A 17,516-nucleotide genomic window follows, 5' to 3' on the forward strand; every position below is an offset into this window, starting at 1 on the left:
TAACCGATAATTTACACAACTCGTTGCATTTGGGTTCATTCCTTTGCGTTTTCGCACTGGCGTATCTGGCTGCTGACGACCACAATCAAGATCCCAGAGGTATTGATTGGTGAGATTATTCGGTACGCACTTCGTACCTGTCTCTTGCACCAACCTGCGCGGATGCGCAGGTTTTTTTTCGGATTGTATTTACCAGTTACCTGTCGCGCCAATTCCCCAACTCGTATACTCTCCCACCATTGATGTTTATATAATTAATGGCACAGGGAGTTGAGATGCTATTTGGCTTTTTTCGTAATCTGTTTCGCGTGCTTTTCCGCGTTCGCGTCACGGGCGATGTCAGCGCGCTACAGGGAGAACGCGTTCTAATCACTCCCAACCATGTCTCATTTATAGACGGCATCCTGTTGGCGCTCTTTTTACCGATTCGTCCCGTCTTCGCTGTTTACACCTCGATCAGCCAGCAATGGTATATGCGCTGGCTAACCCCGCTGATTGATTTCGTACCGTTAGATCCAACCAAACCGATGTCGATTAAACATCTGGTTCGTCTGGTCGAACAGGGCCGTCCGGTGGTTATTTTCCCGGAAGGACGTATTTCTACCTCCGGTTCGTTAATGAAAATTTATGACGGCGCGGGGTTTGTCGCCGCAAAGTCGGGGGCGACGGTCGTTCCTGTGCGCATTGAAGGCGCAGAGCTTTCCCGCTTTAGCCGCCTGAAAGGTTTGGTTAAACAGCGATTCTTCCCGAGCATCCGCTTACATATCCTACCGCCGACACAACTGCCGATGCCGGAAGCTCCGCGTGCTCGCGATCGCCGCAAAATTGCCGGAGAGATGCTGCATCAAATTATGATGGAAGCACGCATGGCGGTTCGTCCGCGTGAAACGCTATACGAGTCGCTGCTGGCGGCGAAATACCGTTTTGGCGCAGGCAAAAACTGCATTGAAGATGTTAACTTTACCCCGGACAGCTACCGCAAGCTGCTGACAAAGACGCTCTTTGTGGCCCGTATTCTGGAAAAATACAGTGTCGAAGGTGAAAAAATCGGCCTGATGCTGCCAAACGCGGGGATCAGCGCGGCGGTTATTTTTGGCGCCATTGCGCGTCGACGCATTCCGGCCATGATGAACTACACCGCGGGCGTGAAAGGATTAACCAGCGCCATTACTGCGTCTGAAATTAAAACGATCTTCACATCCCGACAGTTTCTCGATAAAGGCAAACTCTGGCATTTACCGGAACAGCTCACCCAGGTGCGTTGGGTTTATCTGGAAGACTTAAAAGCTGATGTGACCTTTAGCGATAAGCTGTGGATTTTCTCACATCTGCTGGCACCGCATCTGGCGCAGGTGAAGCAGCAGCCGGAAGACGCTGCGGTGATCCTCTTTACTTCTGGCTCAGAAGGCCATCCGAAAGGTGTGGTTCACAGTCATAAAAGCATTCTGGCGAACGTTGAGCAGATCAAAACGATTGCCGATTTCACCGCCGATGACCGTTTTATGTCGGCGCTGCCGTTGTTCCACTCCTTTGGCCTGACGGTGGGATTATTCACGCCGCTACTGACTGGCGCAGAAGTGTTTCTTTATCCCAGCCCGCTGCATTACCGCATTGTGCCAGAGCTGGTATACGACCGGAACTGCACCGTGTTGTTTGGTACTTCAACGTTCCTCGGCAACTATGCGCGTTTTGCGCATCCGTACGATTTCCACCGCCTGCGCTATGTGGTGGCGGGAGCGGAAAAACTTCAGGACAGCACAAAGCAGCTGTGGCAGGAGAAATTTGGCCTGCGCGTTCTTGAAGGCTATGGCGTGACGGAATGTGCGCCGGTTGTGTCGATTAACGTACCAATGGCGGCAAAATCGGGAACCGTAGGGCGCATCTTGCCTGGTATGGATGCTCGACTGTTGGCCGTTCCGGGAATTGAGGACGGTGGGCGTTTACAGCTGAAAGGTCCTAATATTATGAGCGGCTATTTGCGCGTCGAAAAACCTGGCGTGTTGGAAGTGCCGACGGCAGAAAATGCGCAAGGTGAGATTGAGCGCGGCTGGTATGACACCGGAGACATCGTGCGCTTTGATGAAAACGGCTTTGTACAGATTCAGGGACGCGCTAAGCGTTTCGCTAAAATTGCCGGAGAGATGGTCTCGCTGGAAATGGTTGAGCAACTGGCGTTGGCGGTATCCGCAGACAAAATGCACGCCACGGCGATCAAGAGTGATGCCAGCAAAGGTGAGGCGCTGGTGCTGTTCACTACCGATAGCGAACTCACGCGTGAAAAACTACAGCAGTATGCGCGGGCGCACGGTGTACCTGAACTCGCCGTACCGCGTGATATTCGCCATCTGAAGCAACTCCCCTTACTCGGCAGCGGTAAGCCGGATTTTGTTACGCTGAAAAGCTGGGTTGATGAGCCGGAAAAACAACATGAGTGAGTCAGTGCACACTAACACTTCAATCTGGTCCAAAGGGATGATGTCCGTTATCGCCGCGCAGTTTTTATCGGCGTTTGGCGATAATGCGTTACTGTTTGCTACGCTGGCGTTGCTGAAAGAACAATTCTATCCGGACTGGAGTCAGCCAATCCTGCAAATGGTGTTTGTGGGCGCTTACATTCTGTTTGCTCCCTTTGTGGGACAGGTGGCGGATAGCTTTGCCAAAGGCAGAGTGATGATGTTCGCGAACGCTCTGAAACTGCTGGGCGCGGCGAGTATTTGCTTCGGTATTAATCCGTTTCTTGGGTATACGCTGGTGGGGATCGGCGCGGCGGCATATTCACCGGCCAAGTACGGCATTCTCGGTGAACTGACTACCGGCGACAAACTGGTGAAGGCTAACGGCCTGATGGAAGCCTCCACCATTGCCGCGATTTTGCTCGGTTCTGTCGCCGGCGGCGTTCTGGCCGACTGGCACGTGATTGCCGCGCTTTCTGCCTGTGCCCTGGCCTATGCTGGCGCGGTGGTGGCTAACCTGTATATCCCGAAACTGGCCGCGGCTCGTCCTGGCCAGTCCTGGCATCTGGGGAAAATGACGCGCAGTTTCTTCTGTGCGGCTTCATCGTTGTGGCGTAATGGCGAGACGCGTTTCTCGCTGGTGGGAACCAGCCTTTTTTGGGGCGCGGGCGTTACGCTGCGTTTTCTGCTGGTGCTGTGGGTCCCGGTGGCGCTCGGCATCACCGATAACGCCACACCGACCTACCTCAATGCCATGGTAGCGATCGGGATTGTGGTCGGTGCGGGTGCGGCAGCGAAGCTGGTAACGCTGGAAACCGTGTCGCGCTGTATGCCTGCGGGGATCCTGATTGGCGTCGTGGTGCTGATTTTCTCTCTTCAACATTCGCTGCTTCCGGCTTACGCATTGCTGATGCTTATCGGCGTGTCGGGTGGCTTCTTTGTGGTACCGCTGAATGCGTTGCTGCAGGAACGGGGTAAGAAAAGCGTCGGCGCGGGTAATGCGATAGCGGTGCAAAACCTGGGCGAAAACAGCGCGATGCTGTTGATGCTCGGTATTTACTCACTGGCGGTGCTGGTGGGGATCCCGGCTGTTGCGATTGGTATTGGATTTGGTGCGCTGTTTGCGCTGGCGATTGCGGCGCTGTGGATTTGGCAGCGCCGCCATTAGTCTGTTGTATGCTGTTGCCGGATGGCGGCGTTGCCTTATCCGGCCTACAGGATGCTCACTTTGTAGGCCTGATAAGCGTAGCGCCATCAGGCGCTAACTGTTACGGTGCAGGATAGGTATACACCTGATGCACCGCTTCAATCTCTGCCAGTACTTCTTCGCTCAACTCCAGATGCAGGCTTTCAACGTTGGTTTTTAGCTGCTCCATCGTCGTGGCGCCCAGCAAAGTGCTGGCGACAAACGGCTGACGACGCACGAATGCCAGCGCCATTTGCGCAGGATCCAGATTATGGCGTTTCGCGATATCCACATAGGCCGCAACGGCTTTCTGCGTCTGCTCGCCGCTGTAGCGCGTGAAACGGCTAAACAACGTATTGCGTGCACCGGCAGGTTTCGCGCCGTTCAGGTATTTCCCGGTTAACGTACCGAAGCCCAGGCAAGAGTAAGCCAGCAGCTCAACACCTTCATACTGGCTCACTTCAGCCAGTCCAACCTCAAAGCTGCGGTTCAGCAGGCTGTAGGGGTTCTGGATGGTGGCGATGCGTGGCAGATCGTGTTTGTCCGCCAGGTGCAGATAGCGCATCACGCCAAACGCGGTTTCATTAGAAACGCCGATGTAGCGAATTTTCCCAGCGCGCTGAAACTCGGCCAGTGCGTCCAGCGTATCGAGAAGGGAAACGACCGGCGCGGAGTCTGTCCAGCTGTAGCCTAACTTACCAAAACAGTTGGTCGGGCGCTGCGGCCAGTGAACCTGATACAGATCCAGATAATCAGTTTTCAGTCTTTTCAGGCTGTCGTGCAGCGCTTCACGGATATTTTTACGGTCCAGCGCCTGATTCGGTCGAATGCCGCTGTCGTTGTTACGTGATGGTCCGCTGACCTTAGAAGCAACGATCAGCTTTTCGCGGCTGCCGTGTTTGGCGAGCCAGTTACCTACGTAGGTTTCGGTGAGACCCTGGGTTTCAGGACGCGGCGGTACCGGATACATCTCGGCAACGTCGATCAAATTAATGCCCTGTGCTACGGCATAATCGAGCTGTGCATGTGCGTCGGCTTCGCTGTTTTGTTCACCAAACGTCATTGTGCCCAGCCCCAGTGTACTGACTTCCAGCGAGCTGTGGGGTATACGGTGATATTGCATAGCCGTTTCCTTTTTATAATCACGACATAAGGATTATAAAAATGGCTGAGGGAAGAGAAAAAGGGAAGTAAAATTGTTAAGGCCAGCGCGCTGCTGACCTCAACCATCAGCGTTCAATGATTTGAGACACATCATCGCGGTTAATCTGCATCGCATTGCCCTGCTGGTCGTGATAGCTCACCAGACCGGTATCATCGTCAATTTCTGGTTTTCCATCGGTCAGGATCATTCGACCATCTTTTGTCGCCATAACATAATCGCTGCTGCATCCGGAAACGGCAAAAGCCAGTCCTACGGCGGAAATCAAAACTGCCCATTTTTTCATCTGCTTATCCTCACATGGCCTGCGTCTGACAATAGTTTAGTAATAACGCGAAGTTGTGCATGGTGAAAGCAGTAAAATCTTAAACTGTGAGAAGGGGTAGGTGTGGCCGGCATTCGCTCCCCTTGCAGGGAGCGATGGGTTTCCTCAGAGCGGATTTTTTTTATTACGCCACAGGTTCAGGGTCTCTACAGCGATAGAGAAGAACATGGCGAAATAGATATATCCTTTCGGAACGTGGACGTCGAAACTTTCCAGAATTAGCGTAAAACCGACCAAAATCAGGAACGAGAGCGCCAGCATTTTCACCGAAGGGTGGCGATCGACAAACTCACCAATCGGGCGAGCAGCAAACATCATCACGCCTACGGCAATCACCACCGCCGCCATCATGATAAACAGATGATCGGACAAACCAACCGCAGTAATCACGGAATCCAGACTGAAGATAATGTCTAACAACATGATCTGTACAATCGCGCCCAGGAAAGAAGATACGCGGGTTTTTAACCCCTCTTCCTCACCTTCAATGGATTCGTGGATCTCTTTACTGGCTTTCCAGATCAGGAACAATCCCCCCAGCAGAAGGATCAGGTCGCGTGCTGATATCGCCTCGCCAAACAGCTCGAATAACGGGTTTGTCAGCCGCGTTACCCAGGCGATAGAAGCCAGCAGTGCCAGACGCATGATCATCGCCGCCGCCAGCCCAATACGTCGGGCATGATTGCGTTGCGCTGTCGGGAGTTTGGCTACAACCAGAGAAAGGAAAATAATATTGTCGATCCCAAGAACGATCTCCAGCAGCGTCAGCGTACCGAGCGCAAGCCAGGCGTTAGGATCGGTTATCCATGCAAATAACATCGAACAAAGTCCTGCCAAAAAAAAGAAGCGGTAATTATAGGCCCGTAACGCGGCGGGTGAAAGGCCGGACGGTGCCTATTGCGCCTGGAACAAGAAATGTCGCTCAAGCAATGCGCGGGTGAAGTTCTTTTTCAGGTAAAAGCCGCGTGGCAGGGTCAGGATGGGTTCGCCGTTGGCGCCAATGGCCTCGGTAAGCGCGCGGGCGTTGGCGGCTTTAGGACGCAGTTGCAGTACTTCCCCATGGCGAGCGGTGATGCGTTCGACATGTCCTAACACAATCATGTCCATTAACTCTTCCCAGTCCAGACGCAATTGCCGGTCTTCTTCTTCATTCGGGCTCCACAGCAGGGGAGAGCCGACGCGGCGCTCAGCCAGAGGGATGCTGCGTTCGCCTTCTACCGGGATCCACAGAACACGTTTGAGTTTGTGCCGTACATGGCTGGTTTCCCAGGTGACGCCGGTATTGCCGGTTAACGGCGCCACACACACAAAGGTGGTTTCCAGCGGTCTGCCAAGACTGTCCACAGGGATCGTTTTCAGCTCCACGCCAAGCGCCGCAAAATCCTGCTCTGGTTTACTGCCCGCGCTGGCACCGAGCCAGATTTCCAGCAGGACGCCAATCCAGCCTTTATCGCGCTTAAGATCCTTCGGCGTAACGATTCCCGCCATTGCCGCTAATTCTCCTAACGCGTAGCCCGAAAGCTGCCGTGCCTGGCTCAGCAACTGGGCTTCAGATTCAGGGGGAGAAAGCAACGGACGGAGTTCTGGCATCGGGTTAACCCTTAGGTGAAAAAATGAGCAATGATTTTATACCGTGTGGACAGAGTTTATCTTTTTCCACATGCTTTATTCAATTCTATGATTTATATTGGTTTTTAGATTCACGTTCGCAGAGTTGCGCAACAGCGAAGCGGGTTTTCCAATTCTGGTCACTGACAATGAACAGGATCTTACACCATGTTATCCACAGAAAGATGGGATAACTGTGAAAAACCCCCACTACTGTTTCAATTTACAGCCTTGACGTGCGACGAAAATCGAATTTTCACACAAATTGTGCCTAACTTATTGGCATAATCTGTGGATAAAACCAACGCTGGTCGATCTTTCATCAGCGTGAAGATCGTATGCGTGATGCACATCACATTTCTGTGTGTTAATCTGCGTGGATCGGTTTTAACTTTATGAATGTATAAGAGTATTTTTGATATGTGACGAATGTCTTATTCGGACTGTTCTGGGTTTTCCCATAGTAATTCCGTACTTCTTCACAACTATATCCACAGAAAAGGTGAATAAAATCGCCTTGCTTGCCCTTCTTCTGTTTATAACTCGGCCTTTAACTGTGAGTTATTCAATTGTTATTAGAATATCGCACCCTTAACAGAGTGGTTTACCGCCCCTCAGGAGTGTGAAACAATCGTTTGTATATAAGGTTTATGTTGAGGTAGTCCGGTGATTGATGACGATGGCTACCGCCCGAATGTAGGGATAGTAATTTGTAACCGCCAGGGGCAGGTCATGTGGGCCCGGCGATTTGGTCAGCACTCCTGGCAATTCCCACAAGGTGGGATCAACGCAGGAGAGACAGCAGAGCAGGCGATGTACCGGGAACTCTTTGAAGAAGTGGGTCTCAGTCGTAAAGATGTACGGATCCTTGCTTCTACTCGTAACTGGTTGCGTTACAAGTTACCGAAACGTTTGGTGCGTTGGGACACGAAGCCGGTTTGTATCGGCCAGAAACAAAAATGGTTTCTTCTGCAATTGGTCAGCAGCGATGCTGAAATCAATATGCAAACCAGCAGTACACCTGAGTTCGACGGCTGGCGCTGGGTGAGTTACTGGTATCCGGTTCGACAGGTGGTGTCATTTAAACGCGATGTCTATCGCAGGGTGATGAAAGAATTCGCAAGTGTTGTCATGGCGCTTCAGGAGAGCACTCCTAAACCGCAAAGCGCACCTGCGTACAGACGTAAAAGAGGTTAAGCTACGCAAATTATGCTCACCCGCCTGCGCGAAATAGTCGAAAAGGTGGCCAGTGCTCCGCGTCTGAACGAAGCGCTGAATATACTGGTTACCGACATCTGTCTTGCGATGGATACAGAGGTCTGTTCGGTTTATCTGGCCGATCACGATCGACGTTGTTATTACCTCATGGCGACCCGGGGACTAAAAAAACCACGTGGTCGCACTGTCGCACTCGCGTTTGATGAAGGTATCGTTGGCCTGGTTGGCAGGCTGGCGGAACCTATCAACCTCGCCGATGCGCAAAAACATCCCAGCTTTAAATACATTCCTTCGGTAAAAGAAGAGCGTTTTCGTGCATTCTTAGGCGTACCGATCATTCAGCGTCGCCAGCTTTTAGGTGTGCTGGTGGTGCAGCAGCGTGAACTGCGTCAGTACGATGAAAGTGAAGAGTCTTTCCTCGTCACGCTCGCCACGCAAATGGCGGCCATACTTTCGCAGTCGCAGCTAAACGCGCTGTTCGGCCAGTACCGTCAAACGCGCATCCGTGCGCTGCCTGCCGCTCCCGGTGTGGCAATAGCCGAAGGTTGGCAGGATGCGACGCTGCCGTTGATGGAACAGGTCTACCAGGCTTCAACGCTGGATCCTGTGCTTGAACGCGAGCGACTGACCGGTGCGCTGGAAGAGGCGGCGAACGAATTCCGCCGCTACAGCAAGCGTTTTACCGCTGGGGCGCAGAAAGAAACGGCGGCGATCTTTGATCTTTACTCGCACTTGCTTTCCGATACCCGTCTGCGCCGCGAGCTGTTTGCGGAAGTGGATAACGGTTCGGTGGCCGAGTGGGCGGTTAAAACGATCATTGAAAAGTTTGCCGAACAGTTCGCCGCGCTGAGCGATAACTACCTCAAAGAGCGGGCCGGAGATTTACGCGCGCTGGGCCAGCGTCTGCTGTTCCACCTTGATGACTCTATCCAGGGGCCGAATGCCTGGCCGGAACGCTTTGTGCTGGTGGCGGATGAACTTTCAGCAACCACGCTGGCGGAGCTTCCTCAGGACCGGTTAGTTGGCGTGGTTGTCCGGGACGGCGCAGCCAACTCTCATGCGGCAATTATGGTGCGTGCGCTGGGTATCCCTACCGTCATGGGGGCCGATATCCAGCCGTCGGTGCTGCATCGCCGTACGCTGGTGGTGGACGGTTATCGCGGTGAACTGCTGGTCGATCCGGAACCGGTATTAATCCAGGAATACCAGCGTCTTATCAGTGAAGAAATTGAGCTGAGCCGCCTGGCGGAAGACGACGTCAACCAGCCAGCACAGCTGAAAAGCGGCGAGCGCGTGAAGGTGATGCTCAATGCGGGCCTCAGCCCGGAACATGAAGAAAAGCTGGGTAGCCGAATCGACGGCATTGGCCTCTATCGCACCGAAATCCCGTTCATGCTGCAAAGCGGATTTCCTTCGGAAGAAGAACAGGTTGCGCAGTATCAGGGTATGCTGCAAATGTTTAACGACAAGCCGGTGACCCTGCGTACGCTGGATGTCGGCGCCGATAAACAGCTGCCCTACATGCCGATCAGTGAAGAGAACCCGTGCCTTGGCTGGCGAGGGATCCGCATAACGCTCGATCAGCCGGAGATCTTTTTGATCCAGGTTCGCGCTATGCTGCGTGCGAATGCGGCAACCGGAAACTTGAGCATTTTGCTGCCGATGGTAACCAGCATCGATGAAGTGGACGAAGCGCGACGTTTGATTGAACGCGCCGGACGCGAAGTGGAGGAGATGATCGGTTACGAGATCCCGAAACCGCGCATTGGCATCATGCTGGAAGTTCCGTCGATGGTGTTCATGCTGCCGCATCTGACAAACCGGATAGACTTTATCTCGGTCGGAACCAACGACCTTACCCAGTACATACTGGCCGTCGATCGTAACAACACACGGGTAGCCAGCATTTATGACAGCCTGCATCCGGGGATGTTGCGTGCGCTGGCGATGATTGCGCAGGAAGCCGAAAGAAGCGGTATCGATTTGCGCCTGTGTGGTGAAATGGCGGGCGACCCGATGTGTGTGGCTATTCTGATCGGTCTCGGTTTCCGTCATTTGTCGATGAACGGTCGTTCTGTCGCTCGCGTAAAATATCTGCTGCGTCATATCGATTTTGATGAGGCGCAAACGCTGGCGCAGCGCAGCCTGGAGGCACAGATGGCAACAGAAGTACGCCATCAGGTAGCGGCCTTCATGGAGCGTCGTGGCATGGGGGGCTTGATTCGCGGGGGATTGTAGGTCTGATAAGCGTAGCGCTATCAGGTATTACGGGGGATAGAGATTACCTATACAGATCTTTTACATCTTCCCGGCATCCGCTTCTAACCCCTTGTGCTATCATTCGCACCTTTGGAGCGCCTGCATTATGCAGGCGCGCTTATCAATTGCTGTCTGACTTCAGCGAAATAACAAGAACTTGTGGTGACAGATGACCAGTAGCTATCTGCATTTTCCGGATTTCGATCCGGTCATTTTCTCAATCGGACCCGTCGCGCTTCACTGGTACGGCTTAATGTATTTGGTGGGGTTTATTTTCGCGATGTGGCTGGCGACGCGCCGCGCGAATCGTCCGGGCAGTGGCTGGACCAAAAATGAAGTAGAAAACTTACTGTATGCGGGCTTCCTCGGGGTTTTCCTCGGTGGGCGTATTGGTTACGTACTGTTCTATAACTTCCCGTTATTCCTCGATAATCCCCTGTATCTGTTCCGCGTCTGGGACGGCGGTATGTCCTTCCACGGTGGACTTATCGGTGTGATCCTGGTGATGATTATCTTCGCCAAACGCACTAAGCGTTCGTTCTTCCAGGTTTCTGATTTCATTGCCCCGCTGATTCCCTTTGGCCTTGGTGCAGGGCGTCTGGGCAACTTTATCAACGGTGAGCTGTGGGGACGCGTTGACCCGAACTTCAAGTACGCCATGCTGTTCCCGGGCTCCCGTACCGAAGATATTTTACTGCTGCAAACTAACCCGCAATGGCAGTCTATTTTTGATACCTACGGCTCGCTGCCACGCCACGCCTCACAGCTTTATGAGATGGCGTTGGAAGGCGTTGTGCTGTTTATCATTCTGAACTTGTACATTCGCAAACCGCGCCCGATGGGCTCGGTATCCGGTCTGTTCCTGATTGGTTATGGCGCGTTTCGTATTATTGTTGAATTCTTCCGCCAGCCGGATGCGCAGTTTACCGGCACCTGGGTACAGTACATCAGCATGGGGCAGATCCTCTCTATCCCGATGATTGTCGCAGGCATTATTATGATGGTTTGGGCGTACCGCCGCAGCCCACAGCAACACGTTTCCTGAGGAACCATGAAACAGTATTTAGAACTGATGCAAAAAGTGCTGGATGAAGGCACACAGAAAAACGACCGTACCGGAACCGGAACGCTTTCCATTTTTGGTCATCAGATGCGTTTTAATCTGCAGGAAGGGTTCCCGCTGGTTACGACTAAACGCTGCCATTTACGCTCGATCATTCATGAGCTGCTGTGGTTCTTGCAGGGTGATACTAACGTTTCCTACCTGCATGAAAACAACGTCTCAATCTGGGACGAATGGGCGGATGAAAACGGTAATTTAGGCCCGGTTTATGGCAAACAATGGCGCGCGTGGCCTACGCCAGATGGTCGCCATATCGACCAGATCACCACAGTGCTAAACCAGCTGAAAAATGATCCGGACTCTCGCCGCATCATCGTTTCAGCATGGAACGTCGGCGAGCTGGATAAAATGGCGCTGGCACCGTGCCATGCGTTCTTCCAGTTCTACGTGGCGGATGGCAAGCTCTCCTGCCAGCTGTATCAGCGTTCGTGCGATGTGTTCCTCGGCCTGCCGTTTAACATTGCCAGCTACGCTTTGCTGGTACACATGATGGCGCAGCAGTGCGATCTGGAAGTGGGTGATTTTGTCTGGACCGGCGGCGACACGCACCTGTACAGCAACCATATGGATCAAACTCATCTGCAGCTTAGCCGTGAACCGCGCGCGCTGCCGAAACTGGTTATCAAACGTAAGCCTGAATCAATCTTTGACTATCGCTTCGAAGACTTCGAAATTGAAGGTTACGATCCGCACCCGGGTATTAAAGCACCGGTAGCTATCTAACCTGTTTCATGCTGTCACAACCGACGCCCATGTGCGTCGGTTTTTTTTGTCTCAAATCGCGTTCTTCGGCGTGGATTCCTGAAATATTGCAACGGCCTGTAACGCGCTAAATATTCCCCATAGCTCGCCGTAGAAACCGAATTTCCCGCTCGTTATTCATTTTCCTCACGCCATACTGGCGATATGAAAAAACAACAAGGTTACACGCTTCTCGAAACCCTGATTGCGATGCTGATTGTCGCGGCGCTTGGTGCATCTGGGCTGTATGGTTGGCAGCGCTGGCAGCAGCAACAGCGGCTGTGGCAGACCGCCTGCCAGGTGCGGGACTACCTGCTGCAACTGCGTGAAGATGCTAACTGGCGTAACCGCGATCACGTGATAAGCGTGATTCGGGATGGCACATCATGGTGTTTTGTCAGCTCTGCGGCTTCGCAAACCACGTGTCGACCCGCTTCGTCTTTGGTTTTTACACCGCTCTGGGACGACGTCGAAATGGCAGAGATAACACCTTCACTGGCCTTTTTTGGACTGCGCAATACGGCATGGGCCGGACATATACGCCTGAAAAATGCGACTGGGGAATGGCGCGTGGTGGTGTCTGGCTGGGGGCGAATCAGGCTTTGCGAGCGCGATGAGGCCAGATTATGTCAGTAAACGAACGGGGATTTTCACTGCTGGAGATGCTCATTGCCATGGCGATTAGCAGTATTTTATTGCTTAGCTCAGCACGATTTTTACCGGCGCTACAGCGAGAGATTCTGCGTAACACGCGCCAGTTAGTACTGGAAGATGAAATATGGCAGCGGGTCTACACCGTGGCGAAGCATCTTCAGCGGGCGGGGTATTGCCGGGGAAACTGTGTCGGAGAGGGACTGGTGATATCGGCTAAGGGAGACTGTGTTATTGCCCGCTGGGATGCCAACAGCAATGGCGTTTGGGAAAGCGGTCCCGTGAAAGAGGCTGATTCTATTGGGTTTCGTTTACAGGACAAGGTGTTGGAAACCGTGCGTGGAGCCACCGGCTGCACTGGCAAAGGATGGGAGAAAATGACCGATCCGGCCACGATGCAGATTGAGGCATTCCAGGTTGAAAGGCTGAATTTCAGCGGATATTCCCCGCTTCTTACGCTGCGTTTGCGTGGAGTGAGCAATGACCAACCACAAAAAGTTGTTGAAGCGGTCTACAGCGTTACGGGATTCAACCTGTGAACCGTGAGAGAGGCGTATCCTCTCTGGCAATGGTCCTGTTGCTGCTGGTGCTCGGTAGTCTGCTGCTGCAAGGCGTTAGCAGACAGGAGGCCAGTTTTGCTGCGCGTGTGGCCACACAAAGTCAGGCGCTGCAGCGTCAGGCGGTAGTGCAATCCGCGATGGAATGGGGGCGTACACAGCCCTGGCGCTTACAACCCCCCGTACAGTGTCGGCGCGATCCCACGCAGGATGCCGCGGTTTGTCTGCGTCGGCTTACCAATAATTTTGTTCTGCTTATTGCCCACTATGAAGGGATATCGTTATGGCGTCAGGGGGCGGTTATTGATGGCAACATAGAATTTTCGGCGCGTGGCTGGAGCGATTTTTGTCCGCTAAAGGAGCAGACGTTATGCCAGATCCCCTGAACAGACAGCGTGGCTTTAGTCTGCCGGAAGTGATGCTGGCAATGGTACTGATGATCATGATTGTGACCGCGTTGTCAGGATACCAGCGGGTACTAATGAACAGCTTTATCATCAGAAACCAATATCAGCAACTCTGGCGCCACGCCTGGCAGCAAACCCAGCTGTACCCGTTTTCATCGCCTGTGAACTGGCAGGTTAACCGAATGCAGACAACGAGAGCGGGATGTGTCAGCATCAACGTTATAATTTCTTCACCCCACGGCAGGCAGGGTCAGATGACGCGTCTGCATTGCCCGAATCGTCAGTAGTCAGGAGTCGCTATGTTAAGGGTCTACCACTCCAACCGTCTGGATGTGCTGGAAGCGTTAATGGAATTTATCGTTGAGCGCGAGCGGCTGGACGACCCCTTTGAACCTGAGATGATCCTGGTTCAAAGTACCGGTATGGCGCAGTGGCTACAAATGACCCTTGCACAGAAGTTTAGTATTGCCGCCAACATCGATTTTCCGCTGCCTGCGAGTTTTATCTGGGATATGTTTGTGCGCGTGCTGCCGGATATCCCGAAAGAGAGCGCGTTTAGCAAACAGAGCATGAGCTGGAAGTTGATGACGCTGTTGCCACAATTGCTGGATAGCGATGACTTCGCATTGCTACGCCACTATCTGACGGACGACACTGATAAACGTAAGCTTTTTCAGCTTTCCTCGCGCGCGGCTGACCTTTTCGATCAGTATTTAGTCTACCGCCCTGACTGGTTGACCCAGTGGGAAGCGGGGCGACAGGTTGAGGGGCTTGGCGAGTCTCAGGCCTGGCAGGCACCGTTGTGGAAAGCGCTGGTGGAATACACCGCGGAATTGGGCCAACCGCGCTGGCATCGTGCCAATTTATACCAACGATTTATTCAGACGTTGGAAAACGCGTCCGAGTGCCCACAGGGACTGCCTTCTCGGGTCTTTATTTGTGGTATTTCGGCGCTACCGCCGGTTTACCTGCAGGCCTTGCAGGCGCTGGGTAAGCACATTGATATTCATCTGCTGTTTACCAACCCTTGTCGCTACTACTGGGGGGATATTAAAGATCCGGCCTGGCTGGCGAAGCTGATGGCACGTCAGCGTCGGCACAGCTTTGAAGAACGGCATCTGCCGCTGTTTCGTGATAATCAGAAAGCCGAAGGATTATTTAACAGCGATGGCGAACAGGATGTGGGCAACCCGATGCTGGCCTCGTGGGGCAAGCTGGGGCGTGATTACATTTATTTGCTTTCGGAGCTGGAAAACAGTCAGGAACTGGATGCGTTTGTCGACATTACGCCTGACAACCTTTTGCATAATATTCAATCGGATATTCTGGAACTTGAAAGTCATGCCGTGGCGGGCGTTACGCTGGAAGAATATTCCCGTAGCGACAATAAACGCCGGCTTGAGCTGAACGACGCCAGCGTGACTTTCCATGTCTGCCATAGCCCACAGCGCGAGGTGGAAATTCTTCATGACCGGCTGTTGGCCATGCTGGAAGCGGACCCAACGCTGACACCGCGCGATATTATCGTGATGGTGGCGGACATCGACAGCTACAGCCCATTCATTCAGTCGGTCTTTGGTAGCGCGCCAGCCGAGCGTTACTTACCTTATGCGATATCTGACCGTCGGGCACGCCAGTCTCATCCCGTCTTACAGGCCTTTATCAGCCTGCTGTCGCTGCCGGATAGCCGTTTTGTCTCAGAGGATGTCCTGGCGTTACTGGATGTTCCCGTGCTGGCGGCGCGTTTCAACATTGATGAAGAAGGGTTGCGCTATCTTCGCTTATGGGTCAATGAATCCGGGATTCGTTGGGGAATTGACGACGATAACGTGCGTGAACTGGAACTTCCGCCGACAGGTCAGCATACCTGGCAATTTGGTTTAACGCGTATGCTGCTCGGCTACGCGATGGAAAGCTCGAAGGGCGAGTGGCAATCGGTATTGCCTTACGATGAGTCCAGCGGCCTGATTGCCGAGCTGGTAGGGCATCTGGCCTCGTTGCTGATGCAGCTTAATCTCTGGCGTAGTGGGTTGGCGCAGGAACGACCGCTGGAAGAGTGGCTACCCGTTTGTCGGGAAATGCTTAATGATTTCTTCCTACCGGACGCGGACACCGAAGCGGCAATGACGCTGATTGAACAGCAGTGGCAGGCCATTATTACCGAAGGTTTAGGGGCCGAGTACGGCGATGCTATACCGCTCTCTCTGTTGCGTGATGAGCTAGCCCAGCGCCTTGACCAGGAACGCATCAGCCAGCGCTTCCTGGCGGGGCCCGTTAACATTTGTACGCTGATGCCGATGCGCTCCATTCCGTTCAAAGTGGTGTGCCTGCTGGGTATGAACGATGGGGTTTATCCGCGTCAACTTGCGCCGCTGGGCTTTGATTTAATGAGCCAAAAACCGATGCGGGGCGATCGCAGTCGTCGAGATGATGACCGCTATCTGTTCCTCGAAGCATTAATTTCGGCACAGCAGACGCTCTACATCAGCTACATTGGCCGCTCTATTCAGGATAACAGCGAGCGCTTCCCGTCGGTGCTGGTACAAGAACTGATGGACTACATCGGGCAAAGCCACTACCTGCCGGGCGATGAATCGTTGACCTGCGATCAAAGCGAGGCAAGGGTAAAAGCGCATATAACCCGTTTGCATACCCGTATGCCCTTTGATGCACAAAACTATTTGCCGGGCGAACAGCAAAGCTATGCCCGGGAATGGCTGCCTGCGGCGAGTCTGTCAGGAAAAGCGCACACGGATTTTGTGCAGCCTCTTCCCTTTGAAATGCCAGAAACGCTAACGCTGGAAACGCTGCAGCGATTTTGGGCACATCCGGTACGCGCCTTTTTCCAGATGCGTTTAAGGGTCAACTTCCGCTCTGAAGAGAGTGAGATCCCGGATACGGAACCTTTCACTCTTGAAGGGTTAACCCGCTACCAGCTTAATCAGCAATTGCTTAATACGCTGGTTGAAGAGAACGATGCTGAACGACTGTTCCGCCGTTTTCGTGCGGCGGGCGCGCTACCCTATGGGCCGTTTGGCGAAATTCTGTGGGATACGCAGCGTCAGGAAATGCAGTCGCTGGCTGAACGCATTATCGCCTGTCGTCAGCCCTGTCAGAGCATGGAAATCGATCTTAACTGTCACGGCGTGCAAATCACCGGCTGGCTGCCGCAGGTGCAAGAGGACGGTTTGTTGCGCTGGCGCCCATCTTTGATAAGCATTGCGCAGGGTGTGCAACTTTGGCTGGAACATCTTGTCTATTGTGCCAGTGGCGGTAGGGGAGAGAGCCGATTGTTCCTGCGTAAAGATGGAGAATGGCGTTTTCCGCCGCTGGATGCAGAACAGGCGTTGCTGTACCTGTCGCAACTCATTGAGGGGTATCGGGAAGGCATGTCGTCACCGTTGCTGGTATTGCCCGAAAGCGGTGGTGCATGGATAAAAACCTGTTATGACGCCGCAAATGATGCCATGTTAGATGACGATGCAACGTTGCAAAAAGCGCGCAGTAAGTTTCTGCAAGCCTATGAAGGCAACATGATGGTACGTGGCGAAGGTGATGATATCTGGTATCAGCGTCTTTGGCGTCAACTGGATGCTGATACGCAGGAGGCTATTGTTTTACAGTCACAGCGCTATCTGTTACCGATTTTTCGCTTTAACCAGTCCTGATGACTGTATAAAAATTGCGCAATTCGATGGCTTCCACTATGATGCGCATTCTGTCACGGACTGATTCTTACAAAGAGAAGATGCTGATTTGTTCAGCACAAAGTCTTGCCCTGTTCAGGCCACGTATTGATACGTGGTTTGCAGTGAACAGGTGAATT

Annotated in this window: 15 protein-coding genes; 11 read left to right on the top strand and 4 right to left on the bottom strand. The window is 53.1% G+C overall.

The window, feature by feature from the left end; translation table 11 throughout:
* The first annotated feature begins 275 nt into the window (after nucleotides 1–275).
* Together aas and lplT are read left to right on the top strand one after the other, a co-directional pair.
* The gene (gene aas / locus OGY10_RS18875; RefSeq protein ID WP_191226829.1) at nucleotides 276–2,435 is read left to right on the top strand and encodes a bifunctional acyl-ACP--phospholipid O-acyltransferase/long-chain-fatty-acid--ACP ligase; all 2,160 of its coding nucleotides are present in this window, start codon (nucleotides 276–278) and stop codon (nucleotides 2,433–2,435) included.
* Nucleotides 2,428–3,621 (top strand): lysophospholipid transporter LplT, encoded by a 1,194-nt coding sequence (gene lplT / locus OGY10_RS18880; RefSeq protein ID WP_008785713.1) that lies wholly within the window; start codon nucleotides 2,428–2,430, stop codon nucleotides 3,619–3,621. The genes aas and lplT overlap by 8 nt, the downstream gene beginning before the upstream one ends.
* Nucleotides 3,622–3,721: 100 nt before the next feature.
* Here lplT and OGY10_RS18885 read toward each other — a convergent pair whose 3' ends face one another.
* The 4 genes from OGY10_RS18885 to mutH form a co-directional block, all read right to left on the bottom strand.
* Nucleotides 3,722–4,762: an NADP(H)-dependent aldo-keto reductase gene (locus tag OGY10_RS18885; RefSeq protein ID WP_003825597.1), complete on the bottom strand. Its 1,041-nt coding sequence runs from the start codon at nucleotides 4,760–4,762 to the stop codon at nucleotides 3,722–3,724.
* Between the two features lie 106 nt (nucleotides 4,763–4,868).
* Nucleotides 4,869–5,087: a lipoprotein YgdR gene (gene ygdR, locus OGY10_RS18890; protein ID WP_000758660.1), complete on the bottom strand. Its 219-nt coding sequence runs from the start codon at nucleotides 5,085–5,087 to the stop codon at nucleotides 4,869–4,871.
* 144 nt (nucleotides 5,088–5,231) lie between these two features.
* A complete protein-coding gene (locus tag OGY10_RS18895; RefSeq protein WP_003033961.1) occupies nucleotides 5,232–5,945 on the bottom strand; it encodes a TerC family protein in 714 nt (237 codons plus the stop codon).
* 75 nt (nucleotides 5,946–6,020) lie between these two features.
* The gene (gene mutH, locus OGY10_RS18900) at nucleotides 6,021–6,716 is read right to left on the bottom strand and encodes a DNA mismatch repair endonuclease MutH (protein ID WP_003033965.1); all 696 of its coding nucleotides are present in this window, start codon (nucleotides 6,714–6,716) and stop codon (nucleotides 6,021–6,023) included.
* A gap of 684 nt (nucleotides 6,717–7,400) precedes the next feature.
* Between mutH and rppH the strand changes: the two genes are divergently transcribed.
* The 9 genes from rppH to recC all read left to right on the top strand — a co-directional run bounded on the left by rppH (nucleotide 7,401) and on the right by recC (nucleotide 17,358).
* Nucleotides 7,401–7,931 carry an RNA pyrophosphohydrolase gene (gene rppH, locus OGY10_RS18905; RefSeq protein ID WP_003825602.1) on the top strand — a complete coding sequence of 177 codons (531 nt, stop codon included), beginning with the start codon at nucleotides 7,401–7,403 and terminating at the stop codon, nucleotides 7,929–7,931.
* 12 nt (nucleotides 7,932–7,943) lie between these two features.
* Nucleotides 7,944–10,190: a phosphoenolpyruvate--protein phosphotransferase gene (gene ptsP / locus OGY10_RS18910; RefSeq protein ID WP_003825604.1), complete on the top strand. Its 2,247-nt coding sequence runs from the start codon at nucleotides 7,944–7,946 to the stop codon at nucleotides 10,188–10,190.
* 190 nt (nucleotides 10,191–10,380) lie between these two features.
* On the top strand, nucleotides 10,381–11,256 hold the full coding sequence (gene lgt / locus OGY10_RS18915) for a prolipoprotein diacylglyceryl transferase (protein WP_003825606.1): 876 nt from the start codon (nucleotides 10,381–10,383) through the stop codon (nucleotides 11,254–11,256).
* A gap of 6 nt (nucleotides 11,257–11,262) precedes the next feature.
* Nucleotides 11,263–12,057, top strand: a complete 795-nt coding sequence (gene thyA / locus OGY10_RS18920) for a thymidylate synthase (protein ID WP_060683296.1) — start codon at nucleotides 11,263–11,265, stop codon at nucleotides 12,055–12,057.
* 183 nt (nucleotides 12,058–12,240) lie between these two features.
* A complete protein-coding gene (locus OGY10_RS18925; RefSeq protein ID WP_128611732.1) occupies nucleotides 12,241–12,711 on the top strand; it encodes a prepilin peptidase-dependent protein in 471 nt (156 codons plus the stop codon).
* Nucleotides 12,702–13,265 (top strand): prepilin peptidase-dependent protein, encoded by a 564-nt coding sequence (locus OGY10_RS18930; protein ID WP_219987660.1) that lies wholly within the window; start codon nucleotides 12,702–12,704, stop codon nucleotides 13,263–13,265. Before OGY10_RS18925 ends, OGY10_RS18930 begins: the two co-directional genes overlap by 10 nt.
* The gene (locus OGY10_RS18935) at nucleotides 13,262–13,669 is read left to right on the top strand and encodes a DUF2509 family protein (protein ID WP_125363220.1); all 408 of its coding nucleotides are present in this window, start codon (nucleotides 13,262–13,264) and stop codon (nucleotides 13,667–13,669) included. Before OGY10_RS18930 ends, OGY10_RS18935 begins: the two co-directional genes overlap by 4 nt.
* Nucleotides 13,654–13,977 carry a prepilin-type N-terminal cleavage/methylation domain-containing protein gene (locus OGY10_RS18940; RefSeq protein WP_284879789.1) on the top strand — a complete coding sequence of 108 codons (324 nt, stop codon included), beginning with the start codon at nucleotides 13,654–13,656 and terminating at the stop codon, nucleotides 13,975–13,977. Before OGY10_RS18935 ends, OGY10_RS18940 begins: the two co-directional genes overlap by 16 nt.
* Nucleotides 13,978–13,989: 12 nt before the next feature.
* Complete coding sequence (recC, locus tag OGY10_RS18945) at nucleotides 13,990–17,358, top strand: exodeoxyribonuclease V subunit gamma (protein ID WP_286577186.1); 3,369 nt, start codon at nucleotides 13,990–13,992, stop codon at nucleotides 17,356–17,358.
* Nucleotides 17,359–17,516: the final 158 nt, after the last annotated feature.

Origin of the sequence: Citrobacter sp. Cpo148 (assembly GCF_030332375.1) — a bacterium.
GTDB classification, from domain to species: domain Bacteria; phylum Pseudomonadota; class Gammaproteobacteria; order Enterobacterales; family Enterobacteriaceae; genus Citrobacter; species Citrobacter portucalensis.

What these genes read in the sequence shown, in the direction of transcription:
- OGY10_RS18930 (WP_219987660.1), top strand. Translation starts at nt 12,702, where the DNA reads ATGTCAGTAAACGAACGGGGATTTTCACTGCTGGAGATGCTCATTGCC.
- OGY10_RS18885 (WP_003825597.1), bottom strand. Translation starts at nt 4,762, where the DNA reads ATGCAATATCACCGTATACCCCACAGCTCGCTGGAAGTCAGTACACTG.
- lgt (WP_003825606.1), top strand. Translation starts at nt 10,381, where the DNA reads ATGACCAGTAGCTATCTGCATTTTCCGGATTTCGATCCGGTCATTTTC.
- recC (WP_286577186.1), top strand. Translation starts at nt 13,990, where the DNA reads ATGTTAAGGGTCTACCACTCCAACCGTCTGGATGTGCTGGAAGCGTTA.
- OGY10_RS18940 (WP_284879789.1), top strand. Translation starts at nt 13,654, where the DNA reads ATGCCAGATCCCCTGAACAGACAGCGTGGCTTTAGTCTGCCGGAAGTG.
- aas (WP_191226829.1), top strand. Translation starts at nt 276, where the DNA reads ATGCTATTTGGCTTTTTTCGTAATCTGTTTCGCGTGCTTTTCCGCGTT.
- ygdR (WP_000758660.1), bottom strand. Translation starts at nt 5,087, where the DNA reads ATGAAAAAATGGGCAGTTTTGATTTCCGCCGTAGGACTGGCTTTTGCC.
- OGY10_RS18895 (WP_003033961.1), bottom strand. Translation starts at nt 5,945, where the DNA reads ATGTTATTTGCATGGATAACCGATCCTAACGCCTGGCTTGCGCTCGGT.
- mutH (WP_003033965.1), bottom strand. Translation starts at nt 6,716, where the DNA reads ATGCCAGAACTCCGTCCGTTGCTTTCTCCCCCTGAATCTGAAGCCCAG.
- OGY10_RS18925 (WP_128611732.1), top strand. Translation starts at nt 12,241, where the DNA reads ATGAAAAAACAACAAGGTTACACGCTTCTCGAAACCCTGATTGCGATG.
- lplT (WP_008785713.1), top strand. Translation starts at nt 2,428, where the DNA reads ATGAGTGAGTCAGTGCACACTAACACTTCAATCTGGTCCAAAGGGATG.
- ptsP (WP_003825604.1), top strand. Translation starts at nt 7,944, where the DNA reads ATGCTCACCCGCCTGCGCGAAATAGTCGAAAAGGTGGCCAGTGCTCCG.
- thyA (WP_060683296.1), top strand. Translation starts at nt 11,263, where the DNA reads ATGAAACAGTATTTAGAACTGATGCAAAAAGTGCTGGATGAAGGCACA.